The organism is Pseudomonas sp. P2S-1, from assembly GCF_057197725.1.
Genome location: NZ_CM170068.1, coordinates 5,043,217 through 5,063,392, shown reverse-complemented (window position 1 = coordinate 5,063,392; position 20,176 = coordinate 5,043,217). Strand labels below are relative to the sequence as shown.

At 65.6% G+C, this 20,176-nt stretch carries 12 protein-coding genes; 6 read left to right on the top strand and 6 right to left on the bottom strand.

Annotation, left to right across the window (positions count from 1 at the left end):
* Positions 1-53: 53 nt before the first annotated feature.
* From AC2CQI_RS22710 to putP, 6 genes are all read right to left on the bottom strand, one after another.
* The gene (locus tag AC2CQI_RS22710) at positions 54-1,490 is read right to left on the bottom strand and encodes a PIG-L deacetylase family protein (RefSeq protein ID WP_484577941.1); all 1,437 of its coding nucleotides are present in this window, start codon (positions 1,488-1,490) and stop codon (positions 54-56) included.
* Positions 1,457-2,353, bottom strand: coding sequence for an antimicrobial resistance protein Mig-14 (locus tag AC2CQI_RS22705; protein ID WP_484577940.1), 897 nt, complete (start codon positions 2,351-2,353; stop codon positions 1,457-1,459). The genes AC2CQI_RS22710 and AC2CQI_RS22705 overlap by 34 nt, the downstream gene beginning before the upstream one ends.
* Complete coding sequence (locus AC2CQI_RS22700) at positions 2,353-3,483, bottom strand: glycosyltransferase (protein WP_484577939.1); 1,131 nt, start codon at positions 3,481-3,483, stop codon at positions 2,353-2,355. Before AC2CQI_RS22700 ends, AC2CQI_RS22705 begins: the two co-directional genes overlap by 1 nt.
* Positions 3,467-5,224: a carbamoyltransferase family protein gene (locus AC2CQI_RS22695; protein WP_484577938.1), complete on the bottom strand. Its 1,758-nt coding sequence runs from the start codon at positions 5,222-5,224 to the stop codon at positions 3,467-3,469. The genes AC2CQI_RS22700 and AC2CQI_RS22695 overlap by 17 nt, the downstream gene beginning before the upstream one ends.
* A gap of 219 nt (positions 5,225-5,443) precedes the next feature.
* On the bottom strand, positions 5,444-6,280 hold the full coding sequence (locus AC2CQI_RS22690) for a 23S rRNA (adenine(2030)-N(6))-methyltransferase RlmJ (RefSeq protein WP_075804815.1): 837 nt from the start codon (positions 6,278-6,280) through the stop codon (positions 5,444-5,446).
* A gap of 124 nt (positions 6,281-6,404) precedes the next feature.
* Positions 6,405-7,889, bottom strand: a complete 1,485-nt coding sequence (gene putP, locus AC2CQI_RS22685; protein ID WP_075804816.1) for a sodium/proline symporter PutP — start codon at positions 7,887-7,889, stop codon at positions 6,405-6,407.
* A 355-nt stretch (positions 7,890-8,244) separates the two neighbouring features.
* On the opposite strand from putP, the gene putA reads away from it, so the two are divergent.
* From putA to dbpA, 6 genes are all read left to right on the top strand, one after another.
* Positions 8,245-12,198, top strand: a complete 3,954-nt coding sequence (gene putA / locus AC2CQI_RS22680; protein WP_484577937.1) for a trifunctional transcriptional regulator/proline dehydrogenase/L-glutamate gamma-semialdehyde dehydrogenase — start codon at positions 8,245-8,247, stop codon at positions 12,196-12,198.
* 336 nt (positions 12,199-12,534) lie between these two features.
* Positions 12,535-14,337 (top strand): acyl-CoA dehydrogenase, encoded by a 1,803-nt coding sequence (locus tag AC2CQI_RS22675; protein WP_484577936.1) that lies wholly within the window; start codon positions 12,535-12,537, stop codon positions 14,335-14,337.
* A gap of 32 nt (positions 14,338-14,369) precedes the next feature.
* Positions 14,370-15,812 carry a TldD/PmbA family protein gene (locus tag AC2CQI_RS22670; protein WP_484577935.1) on the top strand — a complete coding sequence of 481 codons (1,443 nt, stop codon included), beginning with the start codon at positions 14,370-14,372 and terminating at the stop codon, positions 15,810-15,812.
* Positions 15,812-17,143 carry a TldD/PmbA family protein gene (locus tag AC2CQI_RS22665; RefSeq protein WP_484577934.1) on the top strand — a complete coding sequence of 444 codons (1,332 nt, stop codon included), beginning with the start codon at positions 15,812-15,814 and terminating at the stop codon, positions 17,141-17,143. Before AC2CQI_RS22670 ends, AC2CQI_RS22665 begins: the two co-directional genes overlap by 1 nt.
* A 128-nt stretch (positions 17,144-17,271) precedes the next feature.
* The gene (gene mdtD / locus AC2CQI_RS22660) at positions 17,272-18,699 is read left to right on the top strand and encodes a multidrug transporter subunit MdtD (RefSeq protein WP_075804823.1); all 1,428 of its coding nucleotides are present in this window, start codon (positions 17,272-17,274) and stop codon (positions 18,697-18,699) included.
* Positions 18,700-18,804: 105 nt separating this feature from the next.
* A complete protein-coding gene (gene dbpA, locus AC2CQI_RS22655) occupies positions 18,805-20,142 on the top strand; it encodes an ATP-dependent RNA helicase DbpA (protein WP_484580657.1) in 1,338 nt (445 codons plus the stop codon).
* The last annotated feature ends 34 nt before the right edge of the window (positions 20,143-20,176 follow it).

Here is a 20,176-nt window from a genome sequence, read left to right as displayed (position 1 = left end):
TCGAAGCTCTCTTGGTTGATCCGGGGTACCGATACTGTACGTCCCCGTTTTCTTTATTTTCGTTTCACGACCCACAAGAGTTCATGACGCCGCACAGCCTTGCGGAAGAACTCGTTTTCCCCGAACACAGAGCCCCGCCGCCCGGCCAGCAGGCGTTGCAGTAGCCGGCGCAGCCGACGCTTGAAGGGCGGGCGGGGCTGCAGGTCATGCATCATGCCCAGGGCCATGGCCTTGTCGCATTGACGCCCGGCATCCAGCGTCAGGCTCCAGGGCAGCCAGGTGTCGTCGCCCTCGGTCACCGGCGGCAGGGCCACGCCGGTTCCGGTATCGCCCATGGGCCAGCGGTCGTTGTCGTGCAGGTGATTGGCGTAGCCAAGCAGGGTTTGCGGTTGCCAGTCCAGCCCTTGCAAGGCCTGGACCACCGCCTGCTGGGCGCAGAGATGGTCAGGGTGCGGATCGAGCACCGGGTGCGGTAGCACGATGACTTCCGGCCGGGCGGTCTCGATCAGGGCGCGCAGGTCGGCCAGCAGGTTGTTCCAGCTGGGCACGCCGTCGTCGCCCGGCAACGCCAGGCTGTTGAGCTGGCGGAACGGCCGGGTGTCGGCGGTATCGGCTTCACGGGAGCCAACGGGGTCGGCGGGCGACGCCTGCATCACCGGCAGTTGCAGGCAGAAGTAACCCAACTGCACGCACTGCGCTTCGGGTACTCCGGCCCAGCGCGGCACGGCGATGCTGTCCCAGGCCCGCAGACGGCCCTTGAGGCGCGCCGCTTCGGCCCTGCCCAGGCCCATGTCCTGGTAATGCTCGGCCTCGATCTCGCCGGCGGTCAGGGTGACGATCCAGGTCTGCGCGGCCTGGCTGTACAGCCCGTAGGCCGCCAGTTCGGCATCGTCGGCATGGGGCGCGATGACCATGACCCGCTGCTGGCGGTAGTCCGGATGCCGGATGACCCACAACTTCGGCTGGCCAAGCAGCCGGCAGAAGCGCCCACGCACGGCTAGTCGGCCTTCACCGAGGGCACCACCGAAGCCACCGAGATTGAGATAGCGCAGGCCGTTGACGCCGCGCTCGAAGGTCTGCCGGTCCTCGACCCCGTCGCCCGCAAGGTCAATCCCGGGATCGAGGAAGCGACCCAGCCAGTTGCTTTTGAGTTGCACCTGGAGAATCAGGGTCTCGCTGCCATCGAGGGCCAGGGGCTGTTCAAGCTGCAAACGACCCTCGCGCAGCTGCACGGGATGCGCGCTGTCGTCCGCGAAACGGTAGCGATAATCCTGCGCTGGCGAATAGAACAGGTGATCGGCAAACCACGCCTCATGGGCGACCCAGCCCAGCAGCGCCAGCACCAGCGGTAGCCACCAGGCCACCAGCACACCCACGGCGACCAGCACCAGCAGCCCAAGCAAAAGCGCCACGCGCTTGTTGCGGCGATGGCGCTTGAGCAGTTGCTGCTTGCGGTTCAAACCTGGAACACCGGCACGGGGTTGCACCATCGATCCTTGTACTCGCGATCGGAGCGGCCGAAGGAGAAGCGCAGGGCCTTGTTGCGGGCACGGGCGTCTTCCCAGGCGCTCTGGGTATTGAGGAAACTCAGCACGCTGCCGGGGCTGAACTCGCGGGTCTGCGGGTCGACGCCACCATTGACGTACTCGACGCTGATCCACTCCGGCGCTTCGACCCGGTACACCAGCTGGATAGCGATCGGCGCGTCGTTGAGGAACACCACCGAACCGATCAGCAGCGAGCGCAAGCGCTCGATCACCTCGGCCATGCGCTCGGCGCCGGTCGCCGGGAAGTTCCAGCGGCGCAGGAACAGGTCGCAGTACATCGCGGCGATAGTCGCGCTGTCGAAGTCCTGGATCGGCTTGACCACCCCGCCCGCCTCTTCCAGCAGGCGCAGTTCGCGGCGCTGGTTGTAGCGGAATTTCTTCGACAGGTCTTCCGGCGTGCGGGCCATGGCCAGGGACTCGCTCTGCGCCTTGAGCAGGCTGAAACGCCCCTGGTTCAGATCGGACAGGTAGCGTGCGCTGTGGCGCAGCGGCGCCTGGGCCTCGGCAGCAGCCGGCAGGATGATCTCGGCGTTGCCGAGGTCGAACAGGCCTTTCTTGCCATGACGCTTGAGCACGTCCTTCGACAGCGCCAGGTAACGGCCCCAGGTCGGGATCGCCGCCTTGATCTCGCCGCCCTGCTCCCAGGCCAGGTAGCGCACCGGGATATCGGCCATTTCGGCGAGCTGCGCGACCACCAGCGGATGACTGGCCACGCTGCCGCCGAAGCGGTGCCAGGCCTGTGCATAAGTCTCGGCGTCAACGACGCGCCAGCCGCGCTCGCGCCAGCCTTGCAATCGATTGAGCATCAGGCCTCCGCAGTCAGGGCGACGACATGGGGCAAACGCCAGAACTGCTGGCGTACCGCTGCGTCGGAGAAGCGCGCGTGCAGGCGCTCCAGCATGCGTTCGCGACACTCCTGAAGCTGCGCCTCGTCCATTGCCGCCAGTACCTGCAGGGACCGGGCCAGCGCAGCCGCATCACCGAGCGGGAACAGTACGCCAACGCCTTCGACCACTTCGCTGGCACCGCCACAGGCCGTGGCCGCCAGCGGAACACCAGCGACCATCGCCTCCAGCAGGACCATGCCGAACGGCTCATGATCCGAGCTCAGGGCGAAGGTATCGAAGGCAGCGAAGTAACGCCTGGCATCGGCGACCTGGCCAAGAAAGTCCACTTGCCCGGCAATCTCCAGTTCGACGGCGAGGGCCTTGAGCCGGGCTTCCAGCCGACCCTTGCCGAGGATCGCCAGGCGCGCGCCGGCCGGCAGGTTCGGCAACGCCTGGGCAAAACCGCGCAGCAGGGTGGCCTGGTCCTTGTCCGGATGCAGGCGACCGACGTTGCCGACGATCCACGCCTGCGGGTCCAGCTTGAGGCTCTCGCGGGCCTCGGCAGCAGGCACCAGGCGCTGTTGCAGCGCCTCGATATCGACCCGGTTGTACAACGTCTGGATGCGTTCGGCCGGCCATTTCTTCAGGCAGCGGCGCATATCGTCACGCACCGCGTCGGACACACCGAGCAGGCTCAGGCGCTTGCTGAAGAGATTGGCGAACAGCTGGCGGCTGCCACGCTTGTAGTCGTCGAAGGCATGGTGCACGCCGATCACCGGCAGGCGCGTGGCCAGCAGGGTGATGTAGATGGGCTTGAAGCGATGGGCGATGCAGAAACTGAAATCCCGCGCTGCGGCAATCTTGCGCAGCGCCCGGATCGCACCCAGCTTCAGGCCACGAATGGCGCTGGAGCTGAACTCGAGAAACAGCACTTCGTCACTGGCGCAGCCTTGCGCGACCTGCGGGTCGGCCTTGCCGGTGAGGAAGACCGTGGTGACCTTGTAGCCGGTCCCGGCGAACAGGCTGGCGTACTGACGGGCGCAATCGAGGAAAGGCCCGTCATAGCCATGGCAGAACTGCAGGACGCGCTTGTCAGTCGAGCGTGTCATAGGCTTTCGCGCCGTCCTTCACTACCAGGATGTCTTCCATGATCAGGTATTGAAGATCGGAGCCGAAGAACATGTTCAGCGCGTCGGTCGGCGAGCAGATCATCGGTTCGCCACGGCGGTTCAGCGAGGTGTTCAGCGACACGCCGTTGCCGGTCAGGTTTTCCAGGGCCTTCATCATGTCGTAGTAGCGCGGGTTGTACTCGCGCTTGAGGACCTGGGCACGGGACGTACCGTCCTCGTGGACCACTTCCGGCACGCGGGTCTTCCACTCCTCCGCCACTTCGAAGGTGAAGGTCATGAACGGCGCCGGGTGATCGACCTTGATCATCTGCGGGCCGACGGTGTCCAACATGGACGGGCAGAAAGGCCTCCAGCGCTCGCGGAACTTGATCTGCTCATTGATCCGGTTGGCCACGCCCGGCACGCTCGGGCAGCCGATGATGGAACGGCCGCCGAGGGCACGCGGGCCGAACTCCATGCGGCCCTGGAACCAGGCCACCGGGTTGCCGTCCACCATGATCTGGGCGATGCGCTCAGGCATGTCGTCGATCTTGCGCCATTTCGGTGCGCTCGGGTGACGGGCGCAGGCGGCGATCACGTCCTCGTTGGAGTACGCAGGGCCGAGGTAGACGTGTTCCATCTTCTCGACCGGCACGCCACGGGCGTGGGACACATAGGCCGCAGCGCCGACCGCAGTACCGGCGTCGCCGGACGCCGGCTGGACGAACAGTTCGGTCACGTCCGGGCGGGCGATGATCTTCTGGTTCAGCTTGACGTTCAGCGCGCAACCGCCGGCGAAGGCCAGCTTGCCGGTTTCCTTGAGGATGTCGCCCAGGTAGTGGTCGATCATCTGCAGGGCCAGCTTCTCGAACAGCGCCTGCATGCTGGCGGCGTAGTGGATGTACGGCTCGTCGGCAATGTCGCCTTCGCGCTTCGGACCCAGCCACTCGATCAGCTTCGGCGAGAAGTAGAAGCCCTTGCCCTTCTCTTTATAGCGGCGCAGGCCGATGACGTTGGCGTACTCGGTGTTGATCACCAGTTCGCCGTTTTCGAAGCTGGCCAGGCGCGAGAAGTCGTACTTGCTGGCATCGCCGTACGGCGCCATGCCCATGACCTTGAATTCGCCGTCGAGCATCTCGAAGCCGAGGAACTCGGTGATCGCACCGTACAGGCCGCCCAGGGAGTCCGGATCGAAGAATTCCTTGATCTTGTGGATCTTGCCGTTCTCGCCATAGCCGAAGAAGGTGGTGGCGTACTCACCCTTGCCGTCGATCCCGAGGATCGCGGTCTTCTCCTTGAAGCCGGAGCAGTGGTAGGCGCTGGAGGCGTGGGCCAGGTGGTGCTCGACCGGCTCGATCTTGATCTTCTTCGGATCGAAGCCCAGTTGCTCCAGGCACCAGACGATCTTCTTGCGATAGCGCTTGTAGCGGCGGTTGCCCATCAGGATCGCGTCGAGGGCGCGGTCCGGGGCGTACCAGTAGCGCTTGGCGTAGTGCCAGCGGGCTTCGCCGAACAGGCTGATAGGGGCGAACGGAATCGCGACTACATCGACGTCGGACGGCTTGATACCGGCTTGTTCCAGGCAGAACTTCGCCGATTCGTAGGGCATGCGGTTCTTTGCATGTTTATCGCGCACGAAGCGCTCTTCTTCGGCGGCGGCGATCAGCTTGCCGTCGATATACAGGGCCGCGGAAGGATCATGGCTAAGGGCGCCGGACAGGCCAAGAATCGTCAATGCCAAGGGTCTAGCCTCTTCATTCGGTAAAAATGCGCCCCGGCCTCGTGGGCGGGCGGCGGCGAAAGGGCGGGATTATAACGCAAAGCGGGTGGGCAATAGGAGGTGGCTGACCTCAAGGGCCTCATCGCTGGCAAGCCAGCTCCCACAGGGACCGCATGCACCGCAAAACCCTGTGGGAGCTGGCCAGCGATGGGGCCCTCAAGAACAACACAACAGCCAGGATTACTCAGCGATCAACCAATCCATCCGCCAGCTACCGCCCGTCTGCCCCAGGCATTCAGCCAGCCACGGCAGGAACTCGCGCAACTCGTCCTCCAGCCCCCAAGGCGGGTTGGCGATCGCCAGGCCCGAGCCATTCAGGCTCTGCGGCGTGTCCTGCGGGTGCACATACAGTTCGACCCGCAGCAATTTCGGCGCGCCGGTACTGGTCAGGTCCTGGTAGAAGCGCACCAACTGCTTCTGCTCCTTGATCGGATACCAGATCGCCGCGACGGTCTGGCGCATGCGACCGATCGCCTCCTTCATCGAGTTGGAGCAGCGCTTGAGCTCGTCCGGCTGCTCGAACGGCGGGTCGATCAGCATCACCGCGCGCTTTTCCTGCACCGGCAGCAGCGCACGAGGCACATGCCAGCCTTCGCCCAGGTGCACGGCGACCCGCGGGTCCTTCTTCATGTTGTCCTTGAGCAGGCGCCCGTCTTCCGGGTGCTTCTCGTTGAGCAGCACGCGATCCTGCTGGCGCGCCATGCGCCGCGCCAGCTCGGGCGAGCCGGGGTAGTAGCGCAGTTCGCCATCGGCATTCAGGCGCTTGACGATGCGCAGGTAGTCCGCAGTGATATCCGGCAGGTCCTCACGCCCCCAGAGCCGGCCAATGCCTTCGATCCACTCGCCGGTACGGGTCGCCTGGTCGCCCTGCAGGTCATACAGACCGAGGCCGGCGTGGGTATCGATATAGGCGAATGGCTGCTCCTTGCGCGACATCAGGGCGATGAGGCGGGTGAGCACGATGTGCTTGAAGACGTCGGCGTGGTTGCCGGCGTGGAAGGCGTGACGATAGTTCATGGCAACTCCTGAGGGGCCGGGAAGTTTACCTTGTCACGCCGCAGTCGTCAGGTTGCACCCGCTGAAACGACAGCGGCCCGCCTCTCTCGAAGAGGCGGGCCGCCGTTTCAACCGGGGTCAGCGATCACTTGTTGGCGTGATAGTCGGCATCGGCCTTTTCAAAGCGCGCAATCATGCTGGACGACGCGCGGCCCATCCGGCTCACCAGCACGATGGCGATGGTGGCGAAGATGAAGCCCGGGATGATCTCGTACAGGCTGCTGCCCGAGTAGTTCTTCCACAGGATCACGGTCAGGGCGCCGACCACGATGCCAGCCAGCGCACCATTGCGGGTCATGCCTTTCCACAGTACCGACAGCAGCACCACCGGACCGAAGGCGGCACCGAAGCCAGCCCAGGCGTAGGCAACCAGGCCCAGTACGCGGTTATCCGGGTTGGCCGCCAGGGCGATGGAAACCAGCGCAACCGCCAGGACCATCAGGCGACCGACCCAGACCAGCTCCAGCTGCGAGGCATTCTTGCGCAGGAAGGTCTTGTAGAAGTCTTCGGTCAGGGCGCTGGAGCAGACCAGCAGCTGGCAGCTCAGGGTGCTCATCACCGCCGCCAGGATGGCCGACAGCAGGACACCAGCGATCCATGGGTTGAACAGGATCTTCGCCAGCTCGATGAACACACGCTCATGGTTCTCGGTGACCGGACCGGCCACTTCCGGATGCGCCGAGAAGTAGGCGATACCGAAGAAGCCCACGGCACAGGTACCGGCCAGGCACAGGATCATCCAGGTCATGGAGATGCGACGGGCATTGGCGATGGATTTCACCGAATCAGCCGCCATGAAACGCGCCAGGATGTGCGGCTGGCCGAAGTAGCCCAGGCCCCAGCCCATCAGGGAGATAATGCCGATGAAGCTGGCATTGCGGAACATGTCGAAGTTCGCCGGGTTCTGCGCTTCGATGGCGAGGAAGGTGGTGTCCACGCCGCCGGTCGCCAGCAGCACGAAGATCGGCGTCAGCAGCAGGGCGAAGATCATCAGGCCGGCCTGCACGGTATCGGTCCAGCTCACCGCGAGGAAACCGCCGACGAAGGTGTAGGCGATGGTCGCAGCGGCACCGGCCCACAGGGCGGTCTCGTAGGACATGCCGAAGGTGCTTTCGAACAGACGAGCACCGGCGACGATGCCGGACGCGCAATAGATGGTGAAGAACACCAGGATGACCACGGCGGAGATGATCCGCAGCAGGCCGCTTTGATCCTCGAAACGGCTGGCGAAGTAGTCCGGCAGGGTCAGCGCATCACCGTTGTGTTCGGTCTGCACGCGCAGGCGGCCGGCAACGAACAGCCAGTTCAGGTAGGCGCCGACGGTCAGGCCGATGGCGATCCAGGCCTCCGACAGGCCCGACATATAGATGGCGCCCGGCAGGCCCATCAACAGCCAGCCGCTCATGTCCGAGGCACCGGCGGAGAGCGCGGTCACCACGCTGCCGAGGCTGCGGCCGCCGAGAATGTAGTCGGAGAGGTTCTTGGTGGAGCGATAGGCCATGAAGCCGATCAGCACCATTGCCGCGATATAGATCACAAAAGTGATCGTGATGGGATTGCTTGCAGTCATATGTTGCGCCCTGGCGTTTGTTTTTATGTAGCAACAACCCTCGGCGGGGTTGCACCCAGGCCGCGAACCCTATGCCACAACCCGAATACGGTGCAACCTTTTTTACAAAGGTAGTTGCACCTTGTATGAAAAATCCGACAACAGCGTGTTTTTGCTCCTATTTGGAGCAAGAAAAGCCCTTTTCATAAGCGAATGCACGCTTTAAAGCCGTTTCTGTCGTGGGGTTTTCCGCCGCCGGACGAGTTGCACCGCCGCCCGGAAAAAATTGGGTTGCACTAGGTTGCACCCGGAAACGCGCACCGCTAATCTTGGCGCCAGCTTAGCCACGGCCCAGTGGCAATAACGAGGATAAGAAATGGCGACGACCACCCTTGGGGTCAAACTTGACGACCCTACCCGTGAGCGACTGAAGGCCGCTGCGCAGTCCATCGACCGCACGCCGCACTGGCTCATCAAGCAAGCGATCTTCAATTACCTGGAGAAGCTGGAGGGTGGCGCCACCCTGACCGAACTCAACGGTCAGGCCGGACACAATGGCGACGACGCGGGCGACGTGCAGCCCGACCACAGCCACCAGTGCTTCCTCGAATTCGCCGAAAGCATCCTGCCGCAGTCCGTGCTGCGCGCCGCCATCACCGCCGCCTACCGCCGCCCCGAGCAGGAAGTGGTGCCGATGCTGCTGGAGCAGGCGCGCCTGCCGGCCGCCCAGGCCGAGGCCACCAACAAGCTGGCCGCCGGCATCGCGGAAAAACTGCGTAACCAGAAGAGCGCCAGCGGCCGTGCCGGCATCGTCCAGGGCCTGCTGCAGGAGTTTTCCCTGTCGTCCCAGGAAGGCGTGGCCCTGATGTGCCTGGCCGAAGCCCTGCTGCGCATCCCCGACAAGGGCACCCGCGATGCCCTGATCCGCGACAAGATCAGCACCGGCAACTGGCAGCCGCACCTGGGCAACAGCCCGTCGCTGTTCGTCAACGCCGCCACCTGGGGCCTGCTGCTGACCGGCAAGCTGGTCAGCACCCACAACGAATCCGGCCTGACCTCGTCCCTCAGCCGCATCATCGGCAAGAGTGGCGAACCGATGATCCGCAAGGGCGTCGACATGGCCATGCGCCTGATGGGCGAGCAGTTCGTCACCGGCGAAACCATCGCCGAGGCCCTGGCCAATGCGAGCAAGTTCGAGTCGAAAGGCTTCCGCTATTCCTACGACATGCTCGGCGAAGCCGCACTGACCGAGCACGACGCGCAGAAATACCTGGCGTCCTACGAGCAGGCCATCCACTCCATCGGCAAGGCGTCCCACGGCCGCGGCATCTATGAAGGCCCGGGCATCTCGATCAAACTCTCGGCCCTGCACCCGCGCTACAGCCGCGCCCAGTACGAGCGGGTGATGGAAGAGCTGTACCCGCGCCTGCTGTCCCTGACCCTGCTGGCCAAGCAATACGACATCGGCCTGAATATCGACGCCGAGGAAGCCGACCGCCTGGAGCTGTCGCTGGACCTGCTTGAGCGCCTGTGCTTCGAACCGCAACTGACCGGCTGGAACGGTATCGGCTTCGTCATCCAGGCCTACCAGAAACGCTGCCCGCACGTGATCGACTACGTCATCGACCTGGCCCGCCGCAGCCGCCACCGCCTGATGATCCGCCTGGTGAAGGGCGCCTACTGGGACAGCGAAATCAAGCGCGCGCAGATCGAGGGCCTGGAAGGCTATCCGGTGTACACCCGCAAGGTGTACACCGACGTGTCCTACATCGCCTGCGCACGCAAGCTGCTGTCGGTGCCGGAAGTCATCTACCCACAGTTCGCCACCCACAACGCCCACACCCTGTCGGCCATCTACCATATCGCCGGTCAGAACTATTACCCGGGCCAGTACGAATTCCAGTGCCTGCACGGCATGGGCGAGCCGCTGTACGAGCAGGTCGTGGGCAAGGTCGCCGATGGCAAGCTGAACCGTCCGTGCCGCGTATACGCCCCGGTCGGTACCCATGAAACGCTGCTGGCCTACCTGGTCCGCCGCCTTCTGGAAAACGGCGCCAACACCTCCTTCGTCAACCGTATCGCCGACCACTCGATCTCGATCCAGGAACTGGTGGCCGACCCGGTCGCGACCATCGAACGCATGGCCACCCAGGAGGGCAGCGTCGGCCTGCCGCACCCGCGCATCCCGATGCCGCGTGACCTGTACGGCAGCGAGCGGGCCAACTCGGCCGGCATCGACATGGCCAACGAACACCGCCTGGCCTCGCTGTCCTGCGCCCTCCTCGCCAGCGCCCACACACCGTGGAAAGCCGAGCCGCTGCTGGGTTGCGCCGCCAGCCAGGAAGCGGCCGCGCCGGTCCTCAACCCGGCGGATCACCGTGATGTGGTCGGCCACGTCCAGGAAGCCACGGTCGGCGATGTCGACAACGCCATCCAGTGCGCGCTGAACGCCGCACCGATCTGGCAGGCCACCCCGCCGGCCGAGCGCGCCGCGATCCTCGAACGCGCCGCCGACCTGATGGAAGCCGAGATCCAGCCGCTGATGGGCCTGCTGGTCCGCGAAGCCGGCAAGACTTACGCCAACGCCATTGCCGAAGTCCGCGAGGCCGTCGACTTCCTGCGCTACTACGCGGTGCAGGCACGCAACGACTTCAGCAACGACGCCCACCGCCCGCTGGGCCCGGTGGTGTGCATCAGCCCGTGGAACTTCCCGCTGGCGATCTTCAGCGGCCAGGTCGCTGCCGCCCTCGCCGCCGGCAACCCGGTGCTGGCCAAGCCGGCCGAACAGACCCCGCTGGTCGCCGCCCAGGCCGTGCGCCTGCTGCTCGACGCCGGGATTCCGGAAGGCGTGGTGCAACTGCTGCCGGGCCGCGGTGAAACCGTCGGCGCGCGCCTGGTCGGTGACGATCGCGTCAAGGGCGTGATGTTCACCGGTTCCACCGAAGTCGCCCGCCTGCTGCAACGCAATATCGCCGGTCGCCTGGACAGCCAGGGCCGGCCGATCCCGCTGATCGCCGAAACCGGCGGCCAGAACGCCATGATCGTCGACTCCTCGGCGCTGACCGAGCAGGTAGTGATCGACGTGGTCTCCTCGGCCTTCGACAGTGCCGGCCAGCGTTGCTCGGCCCTGCGCGTCCTGTGCCTGCAGGAAGATTCCGCCGACCGCGTGATCGAAATGCTCAAGGGCGCCATGGCCGAAAGCCGCCTGGGCAACCCGGAGCGCCTCTCGGTGGATATCGGCCCGGTGATCGACGCCGAAGCCAAGGCCGGCATCGAGAAGCACATCCAGGGCATGCGCGAGAAAGGCCGCCCGGTCTATCAAGTGGCGATTGCCGACAGCGTCGAATGCAAGCGCGGCACCTTCGTCATGCCGACCCTGATCGAACTGGAAAACCTCGACGAACTGAAGCGCGAAGTGTTTGGCCCGGTACTGCACGTACTGCGCTACAACCGCAAGGACCTGGACCAGCTGATCGAGCAGATCAATGCCACCGGCTACGGCCTGACCCTCGGCGTGCACACCCGCATCGACGAGACCATCGCCAAGGTCATCGACAACGCCCATGCCGGTAACGTCTACGTCAACCGCAACATCGTCGGTGCCGTGGTCGGCGTGCAGCCGTTCGGTGGCGAAGGCCTGTCCGGTACCGGTCCGAAGGCCGGTGGCCCGCTGTACCTGTACCGCCTGCTGTCGACCCGTCCGGCGGATGCCATCGAGCAATCGTTCCAGCGTGGCGATGCCGGCAACAACCCGGACAGCCGCCTGCGCGAAGTTCTGCTGAAGCCGTTCGAAGCCTTCAAGGCCTGGGCAGGCAGTGCCCAGCAGAACGACCTGGTGCAGACCTGCGAGCAGTTCGCCCGTCAGTCCCAGAGCGGCATCACCCGCCTGCTGGCCGGCCCGACCGGCGAGCGCAACAGCTACAGCATCCTGCCGCGCGAGCACGTGCTGTGCCTGGCCGACAACGAAGCCGACCTGCTGACCCAACTGGCGGCGGTGCTGGCGGTGGGCAGCTCGGCCGTGGTGCTGGAAGGCGAGCCGGGCAAATCGGTGCGCTCGCGCCTGCCGAAGGACGTCCAGGCGCGGATCAAGCTGGTCAGCGACTGGAACAAGGACGACGTGCAGTTCGACGCCGTCCTGCACCACGGCGACTCCGACCAGTTGCGCGGCATCTGCGAGCAGATCGCCAAGCGTCCGGGCGCGATCGTTGGGGTGCATGGCCTGTCGTCGGGTGAGACTGCGGTGGCGCTGGAGCGGTTGGTGATCGAGCGAGCGTTGAGCGTGAACACCGCTGCGGCGGGGGGGAATGCGAGCCTGATGACTATCGGCTGATAGTCGGAAGGGAATGAGGCGGGGCGGGTTTTGTGGACTTCTGAAGGAAGCTCGCAAGACCCGCCCCGTTTTTTGTTGCCCAGAAAGCGCTCGCCTTTAGCCCTGCGGCGCATCGCTGTGCATGACGACGCTCTTGCAGCGCCCTCGAGATCGAGCGCCGCGCGGGCGGCGCTCGATCTCAAGTACGCTGAAGATAGATCGACATGCACCTACGAGCCCCAACACCCTCTCCAGACAAGCCCCCCTTCTACCCCACCATCACCCAAACCTATTTCCCTGTGCATCCCCCTCTTCCGCCTCCTAGACTCGCCCCACACCGACTCAAGGACCGCCGCCATGACCGAGACCCTGCTCAGCGCCCGCAACCTGGCGTTCGAACTCTATGAAGTGCTGGATGCCGAAGCCCTGACCCGCCGCGAGCGTTTCGCCGAGCACAGCCGCGAGACCTTCGACGCCGCGCTGACCACGGCCCGGACCATCGCCGAGAAGTACTTCGCCCCGCATAACCGCAAGGGCGACGAGAACGAGCCACGCTACGAGAACGGCGAGGCGCTGCTGATTCCGGAAGTGAAGCCCGCAGTGGACGCCTTCCTCGAAGCCGGCTTCCTCAACGCCAACCGCGACTTCGAAGCCGGTGGCATGCAACTGCCAACCCTGCTGTCCCAGGCCTGTTTCGCCCATTTCCAGGCCGCCAACGCCGGGACCACGGCCTACCCTTTCCTGACCATGGGCGCCGCCAACCTGATCGAGAGTTTCGGCAGCGAGGAGCAGAAACGCCTGTTCCTCCAGCCGATGATCGACGGCCGCTTCTTCGGCACCATGGCCCTGACCGAACCCCATGCCGGCTCGTCACTGGCGGATATCCGTACCCGTGCCGAGCCTGCCGCCGACGGCAGCTACCGCCTGCGCGGCAACAAGATCTTCATTTCCGGCGGCGACCATCCGCTGTCGGAAAACATCGTGCATATGGTCCTGGCCAAGCTGCCGGATGCACCACCCGGGGTGAAGGGCATTTCCCTGTTCATCGTGCCCAAGTTCCTGGTCAATGCCGATGGCAGCCTCGGCCCGCGCAACGACGTGACCCTGGCCGGGCTGTTCCACAAGATGGGCTGGCGCGGTACGACCTCGACGGCGCTGAACTTCGGCGATAACGGCAACTGCGTCGGCTATCTGGTGGGCAAGCCGCACCAGGGCCTGGCCTGCATGTTCCAGATGATGAACGAAGCGCGCATCGGCGTCGGCATGGGCGCGGTGATGCTGGGCTACGCCGGCTACCTGTACTCCCTCGATTATGCGCGCCAGCGCCCGCAAGGTCGTCCGCTGGATAACAAGGACCCGTCCACCCCGGCGGTGCCGATCATTGCCCACGCCGATGTGAAGCGCATGCTGCTCACCCAGAAAGCCTACGTCGAAGGCGCCTTCGACCTGGGCCTGTATGCGGCGCGGCTGTTCGACGACACGCAAACCGCCGAGACGCCGCAAGCGCGCCAGCAGGCCCACGAACTGCTCGACCTGCTGACCCCGATCGTCAAGTCCTGGCCCTCGGAGTTCTGCCTCAAGGCCAACGAACTGGCGATCCAGATCCTCGGCGGGCATGGCTACACCCGCGAGTACCCGGTGGAGCAGTACTACCGCGACAACCGCCTGAACCCGATCCACGAAGGCACCCACGGTATCCAGTCCCTCGACCTGCTCGGGCGCAAGCTGGCACAGAACGGCGGCGCCGGGCTGAAACAACTGGTGCGCCTGATCGCCGGTACCTGCGAGCGCGCCCACCAGCACCCTCAACTGGACGCCCTGCGCCAGCCGCTGGAGCAACTGCTGAACCGCCTGCAAAGCGTGACCCTGGGCCTGCTGGGCGACATGGCGAGCGGCAAGGTCAACGCCGCCCTGGCCAACTCGGCGCTGTACATGAAGGCCTTCGGGCATTGCGTGATCGGCTGGCGCTGGCTGGAACAGGCGATCCGCGCCGAGGAGGGCCTGGCCACGGCCAGCGAGGCGGACCGCGACTTCTATAAAGGCAAGTTGCAGGCGGCGCGATTCTTCCTCACCTGGGAAGTACCGCCCTGCCATAATGAGCTCACCTTGCTCGAAGCACGTGACGACACTTGCCCGGGCATGCAGGAAGGGTGGTTCTGACGGGGAGCCACCTCCAATCAGGAGCTCCGCGCATGTTCGATTCCACCACGCTGTTGCGTCAGCGCTTCGCCGCGCTGCGCAGCGGCGGCGAGTTTTTCTCCCTGCGCCATGTGCGCCAGTCCCGGCAGCAGCTTTCAGTACGCAAGAACGTCGCCGAACCGCCCAGCCTGAGCCGTGACGAAGGCGCCATGCTCACGGTGCGGGTCAGCGGGGTCGAGGCCTATGCGGCCACCGCCGACCTCTCGCAGCACGGCCTGCAACAGGCGCTCGACCGCGCCGAAGCGCTGGCCCGGCAGATCGCCGCGCAGTCCCTGCTGGACCTGCGCGACCAGCCCGTTGCCACGGCCCGCGCCGATTACCTGTCGCCCGGGATGGACAGCGCCTTCCCGTCCCTCGCCGACTGTCTCGATCTGCTCAACCAGGAGTCGGCCTCGGTGCCGGCGGACGAACGCCTGGTGAACTGGCAGGTCAGCCTCGGTCTGAGCACGGTGGAACAGATCTACCTCAACAGCGCCGGCGCCGAACTGCGCCGCGCCCAGCGCCTGGTCTTCCCCGGCTTCGGCGTGACCGCCTTCGACGGCAGCGATAGCCAGACCCGCACCCTTGGCCGGGACAATTTCGGCCAGCAAGGCGGCTTCGAGGTGATCCAGCGCTGCGGCCTGCTGGGCGCCGGCAAGCGCATCGCCGACGAGGCCCTGCAGCTGCTGCTGGCGCCCAACACGCCCAGCGGCGTGCGCGACCTGCTGCTGATGCCGGACCAGATGATGCTGCAGATCCACGAGTCCATCGGCCACCCGCTGGAGCTGGACCGCATCCTTGGCGACGAGCGCAATTACGCGGGCACCAGCTTCGTCAAGGCCAGCGACTTCGGCCATCTGCAATACGGCTCCAACCTGCTCAACGTGACCTTCGACCCGGAGATCCGCGAAGAGCTGGCCAGCTACGGGCATGACGACGATGGCACCCCGGCGACCCGGCAGTTCCTGATCCGCGACGGCGTACTGGTGCGGCCACTGGGCGGGGCGCTGTCGCAGTTCCGCTCGGGGCTCGACGGCGTTGCCAACAGCCGTGCCTGCAACTGGAACCGCGCGCCCATCGACCGCATGGCCAACCTCAATATCGAGCCCGGGGACAAGTCCCTGGAGCAACTGATCGGCGGCATCGAGAACGGCATCCTGATGCGCACCAACCGCTCCTGGTCCATCGACGATGCGCGCAACAAGTTCCAGTTCGGCTGCGAATGGGGCCAGTTGATCGAGAACGGCGAGCTCAAGGGCGTGGTGAAGAACCCCAACTACCGCGGCATTTCCTCGAACTTCTGGCGCAACCTCAGCGCGGTCGGCGATGCCGATACCTTCCAGGTGCTCGGCACGCCCAACTGCGGCAAGGGCGAGCCGAACCAGGTGGTCCGGGTCGGCCATGCCTCGCCGGCCTGTGTGTTCAGCCAGATCGACGTATTCGGAGGAGACGCCTGATGGCTGATCATTTCCTGCACAGTTTCGAAAACCTGGTCGAATGGCTGCGCGCCCATGTCCAGGCCCCCGAGCATATCACCCTGAGCTATGCCGGCGAGCATTCGCAGTTCATTCGCTTCAACCACGCCAAGGTGCGCCAGGCGGGTGATGTCCAGCAATCGTCGGTAGACCTCAAACTGATTGCCGACGGACGCCAGGCCGACCTGCACCTGACCCTGAGCGGCGACCCCGAGATCGATCGCCAGCACCTGGCCGCGGCCCTGGAGCAATTGCGCCAGACGCTGCCGCTGATCCCGCCGGACCCATATCTGCAACTCAACGAACAGGCCTGGGACAGCCAGCATCAGCAGCAGGCGCCACTGCCCGACAGCGCCGAGGTGCTGGCACGGATCGAAGCCGGCGCGGGGGATCTGGACCTGGTCGGCATCTACGCGGCCGGGCCGATCTGCCGGGGCTTCGCCAGTTCCCACGGGGCGTTTGGCTGGCACCAGGCCAATAGCTTCAACTTCGACTGGAGCCTGTTCCACGCCAACGGGCAGGCGGTGAAGGCCAACTATGCCGGGCAGGACTGGGACCCGCAGGAACTCGACCGGCGCCTGGCCCGCACCCGCGAGCAACTGGACTACCTCGGCCGCCCGCTGAAGACCCTGGCGCCCGGGCAATACCGCGCCTACTTCGCCCCGGCGGCGCTGGAGGATATCGTCGGGCTGATTGGCTGGGGTGGTTTTTCCGCACAGGCGATCGCCACCCGGAACAGTCCGTTGCAGCGGCTGTATGCCGGCGAAGCCGGGCTCAGCCCGCTGTTGAGCATCGCCGAGCAGGTCAGCGGCTCGATCAGCCCGGCGTTTTCCGGTGAAGGCTATCCGCGCAGCGACCTGCGCCTGATCGATCAGGGGCATGCGCAGGATCAACTGACCAGTGCCCGCAGCGCCGTCGAATTCCAGCGCCCGGCCAATGGTGCCGAGGCCTGGGAGTATCCCAACGCGCTGAGCATGGCGGCGGGCGACCTGGCCCAGGCGGATGTGCTGCGGCAGTTGGGCACCGGGTTGTATATCAACAACCTCTGGTACCTGAACTACTCGGACCAGCCGGCGGCGCGCATGACCGGCCTGACCCGCTTCGCCTGTTTCTGGGTGGAGAATGGCGAGATCCAGGCACCGGTGAGCACCATGCGTTTCGATGACAGCGTCTACAGTCTCCTGGGCACGCAACTGGAAGCGCTGACACGGGAACGGGAGATGCTGTTGTCGGCCAGCACCTACGGGCAGCGGCAGACCGGATCGAGTCATTTGCCGGGGGCGCTGGTCAAACGGCTTACCCTGACGCTCTGAAAAGCACCACCGTCCCTGTGGGAGCTGGCTTGCCAGCGATAGGGCCGGCCATGGCAACGATGTTGTCCGGACTGGCCTCATCGCTGGCAAGCCAGCTCCCACAGGGACCGCGCATGCAAGGACATTCCATGCCAGACCGTATCGCCCTCGACCCCACCACCGCCCGCTGGATCCCGTGGGTCGTGGCCATCGCCTTCTTCATGCAGTCCCTCGACGGCACCATCCTCAATACCGCGCTGCCGGCCATGGCCCGGGACCTGGCGGAAGACCCGCTGCGCATGCAGTCGGTGATCATCGCCTACATGCTCACCGTGGCCCTGCTGATCCCCGCTTCAGGCTGGATCGCCGACCGCTTCGGCACCAAGCGCATCTTCTTCGGCGCGATCCTGCTGTTCAGCCTCGGCTCGCTGCTCTGCGCCGCCGCCAACAGCCTGGGCATGCTGGTCGCGGCGCGGGTCATCCAGGGCCTCGGCGGTGCACTGATGCTGCCGGTGGGCCGCCTGGTAGTGCTGCGCGCCTACCCGCGCTCGGAGCTGGTGCGGATCATGAGTTTCATCACCATCCCCGGTCTGCTCGGCCCGCTGATCGGCCCGACCATGGGTGGCTGGTTGGTGGAAATCCTCAGCTGGCACTGGATCTTCCTGCTCAACCTGCCGGTGGGCGTGCTCGGTTGCTATGCGGTGTGGAAGTACATTCCCGACCTGCGCGGCTCGTCGCGCACGCGCTTCGACGGCATCGGCTTCGTGCTGTTCGGCGCAGCCATGGTGCTGATCACCATCGCCATGGAAGGCCTGGGCGAGCTGCACCTGCCGCACCTGCGGGTGATGCTCCTGCTGTTCGCCGGCATGGCCTGCCTGGCGGCCTACTGGCTGCGGGCCGGAAGCATCGAGGACCCGCTGTTCTCGCCGAAGCTGTTCCGCGTGCGGACCTTCTCCGTCGGCATCCTCGGCAACCTGTTCGCCCGCCTCGGCAGCGGCGCCCTGCCCTTCCTGGTACCGCTGCTGTTGCAGGTGGCGCTGGGGTATTCGCCGGCCGAAGCCGGGATGAGCATGATTCCGCTGGCAGCGGCGGCGATGCTCGCCAAGTCCATCGCCCGGCCACTGATCGAACGCTTCGGCTACCGCACCATCCTCACCAGTAACACCCTGCTGCTGGGGGTCATGCTCGCCAGCCTCGGCCTGGTGGACGAGAACACCCCGCACGCCGTACTCCTGGTGCAACTGGGGCTGCTCGGGGCGATCAACTCGATGCAGTTCACCGCGATGAACACCGTGACCCTGATCGACCTCGACGACGCCAGCGCCAGCAGCGGCAACAGCCTGCTCTCGGTGGTCGCGCAGCTGTCCCTGAGCCTGGGCGTGGCCTGTGCCGGCGCGCTGCTCGGCGGTTTCACCGCAGCGGGCAGCGCCGAGGGCGTTGAAACCACCCTCGGCGCCTTCCAGCTGACCTTCGTCACCATCGGCCTGATGGCGATGCTGGCGGCGGCGATCTTCATGCAACTGGGCAAGAACGACGGGCGACGTGCCCCTCGTCAGGAAGCCCCCATGGAGCCTTAGGGCGAATGGCCATGAGGCTGGTACACTGCGCGACATTTTGTTTTCCAGGCCCGCCTCGTGACCACCAACGCCACCGCTTTCGCCACCTTGCCGCTGTCCGCCGCCATGCTGGCCAACCTGGATGCCCTCGGCTACACCGAGATGACCCCGATCCAGGCCCAGAGCCTGCCGGTCATCCTCAAGGGCCAGGACCTGATCGCCCAGGCCAAGACCGGCAGCGGCAAGACCGCCGCGTTCGGCATCGGCCTGCTCAACCCGATCAACCCGCGCTACTTCGGCTGCCAGGCCCTGGTCCTGTGCCCGACCCGCGAGCTGGCCGACCAGGTCGCCAAGGAACTGCGTCGCCTGGCCCGGGCCGAGGACAACATCAAGATCCTCACCCTGTGCGGCGGCGTGTCCCTCGGCCCGCAGATCGCCTCGCTGGAGCACGGCGCGCACATCATCGTCGGTACGCCGGGCCGGGTGCAGCAGCACCTGAGCAAGGGCACCCTGGTGCTGGACGGGCTCAACACCCTGGTCCTCGATGAAGCCGACCGCATGCTCGACATGGGCTTCTTCGACGCCATCGCCGATATCGTCGGGCAGACCCCGAAGCGCCGCCAATCCCTGCTGTTCTCCGCCACCTACCCGGCCGGGATCAAGCAACTGGCGTCGTCGATCCTGCGTGACCCGCAGCAGGTCAAGGTCGAGGCGCTGCATGACGACAGCCAGATCGAGCAACATTTCTACGAGATCGACGCCGAAGACCGCATGAGCGCGGTGACCCGCGTGCTCGGGCATTTCCGCCCGCAGTCCTGCGTGGCCTTCTGCTTCACCAAGCAGCAGTGCCAGGAGCTGGTGGATCACCTCAAGGCCAAGGGCATCGCCGCCGAAGCGCTGCATGGCGACCTGGAGCAGCGTGACCGCGACCAGGTCCTGACCGTGTTCGCCAACCGCAGCCTGTCCGTGCTGGTCGCCACCGACGTGGCCGCCCGCGGCCTGGATATCGATGCCCTGGACATGGTGATCAACGTCGAGCTGGCCCGGGATGCGGAGATTCACGTGCACCGTGTCGGCCGTACCGGCCGGGCGGGCGAGAAGGGCCTGGCGGTGAGCCTGGTGGCCCCGGCCGAAGGCCATCGCGCCAAGGCCATCGAAGACCTGCAGAAGAAACCGCTGCGCTGGGAGCAACTGGACAGCCTCAAGAGCAAGGCCGGCGAACCGCTGGTGCCGGTGATGTCGACCCTGTGCATCGCTGCCGGGCGCAAGGACAAGCTGCGCCCGGGCGATATTCTCGGTGCGCTGACCGGCGATGCCGGGATCGACGGCAAGAAAGTCGGCAAGATCGCCATCTTCGACTTCCAGGCCTTCGTCGCGGTGGAGCGGGCCCTGGCCAAGCAGGCCATGCAGCGGCTCAACAGCGGCAAGATCAAGGGGCGCTCGCTCAAGGTCCGGATCATCTGAATTCTTGAGGGCCTCATCGCTGGCAAGCCAGCTC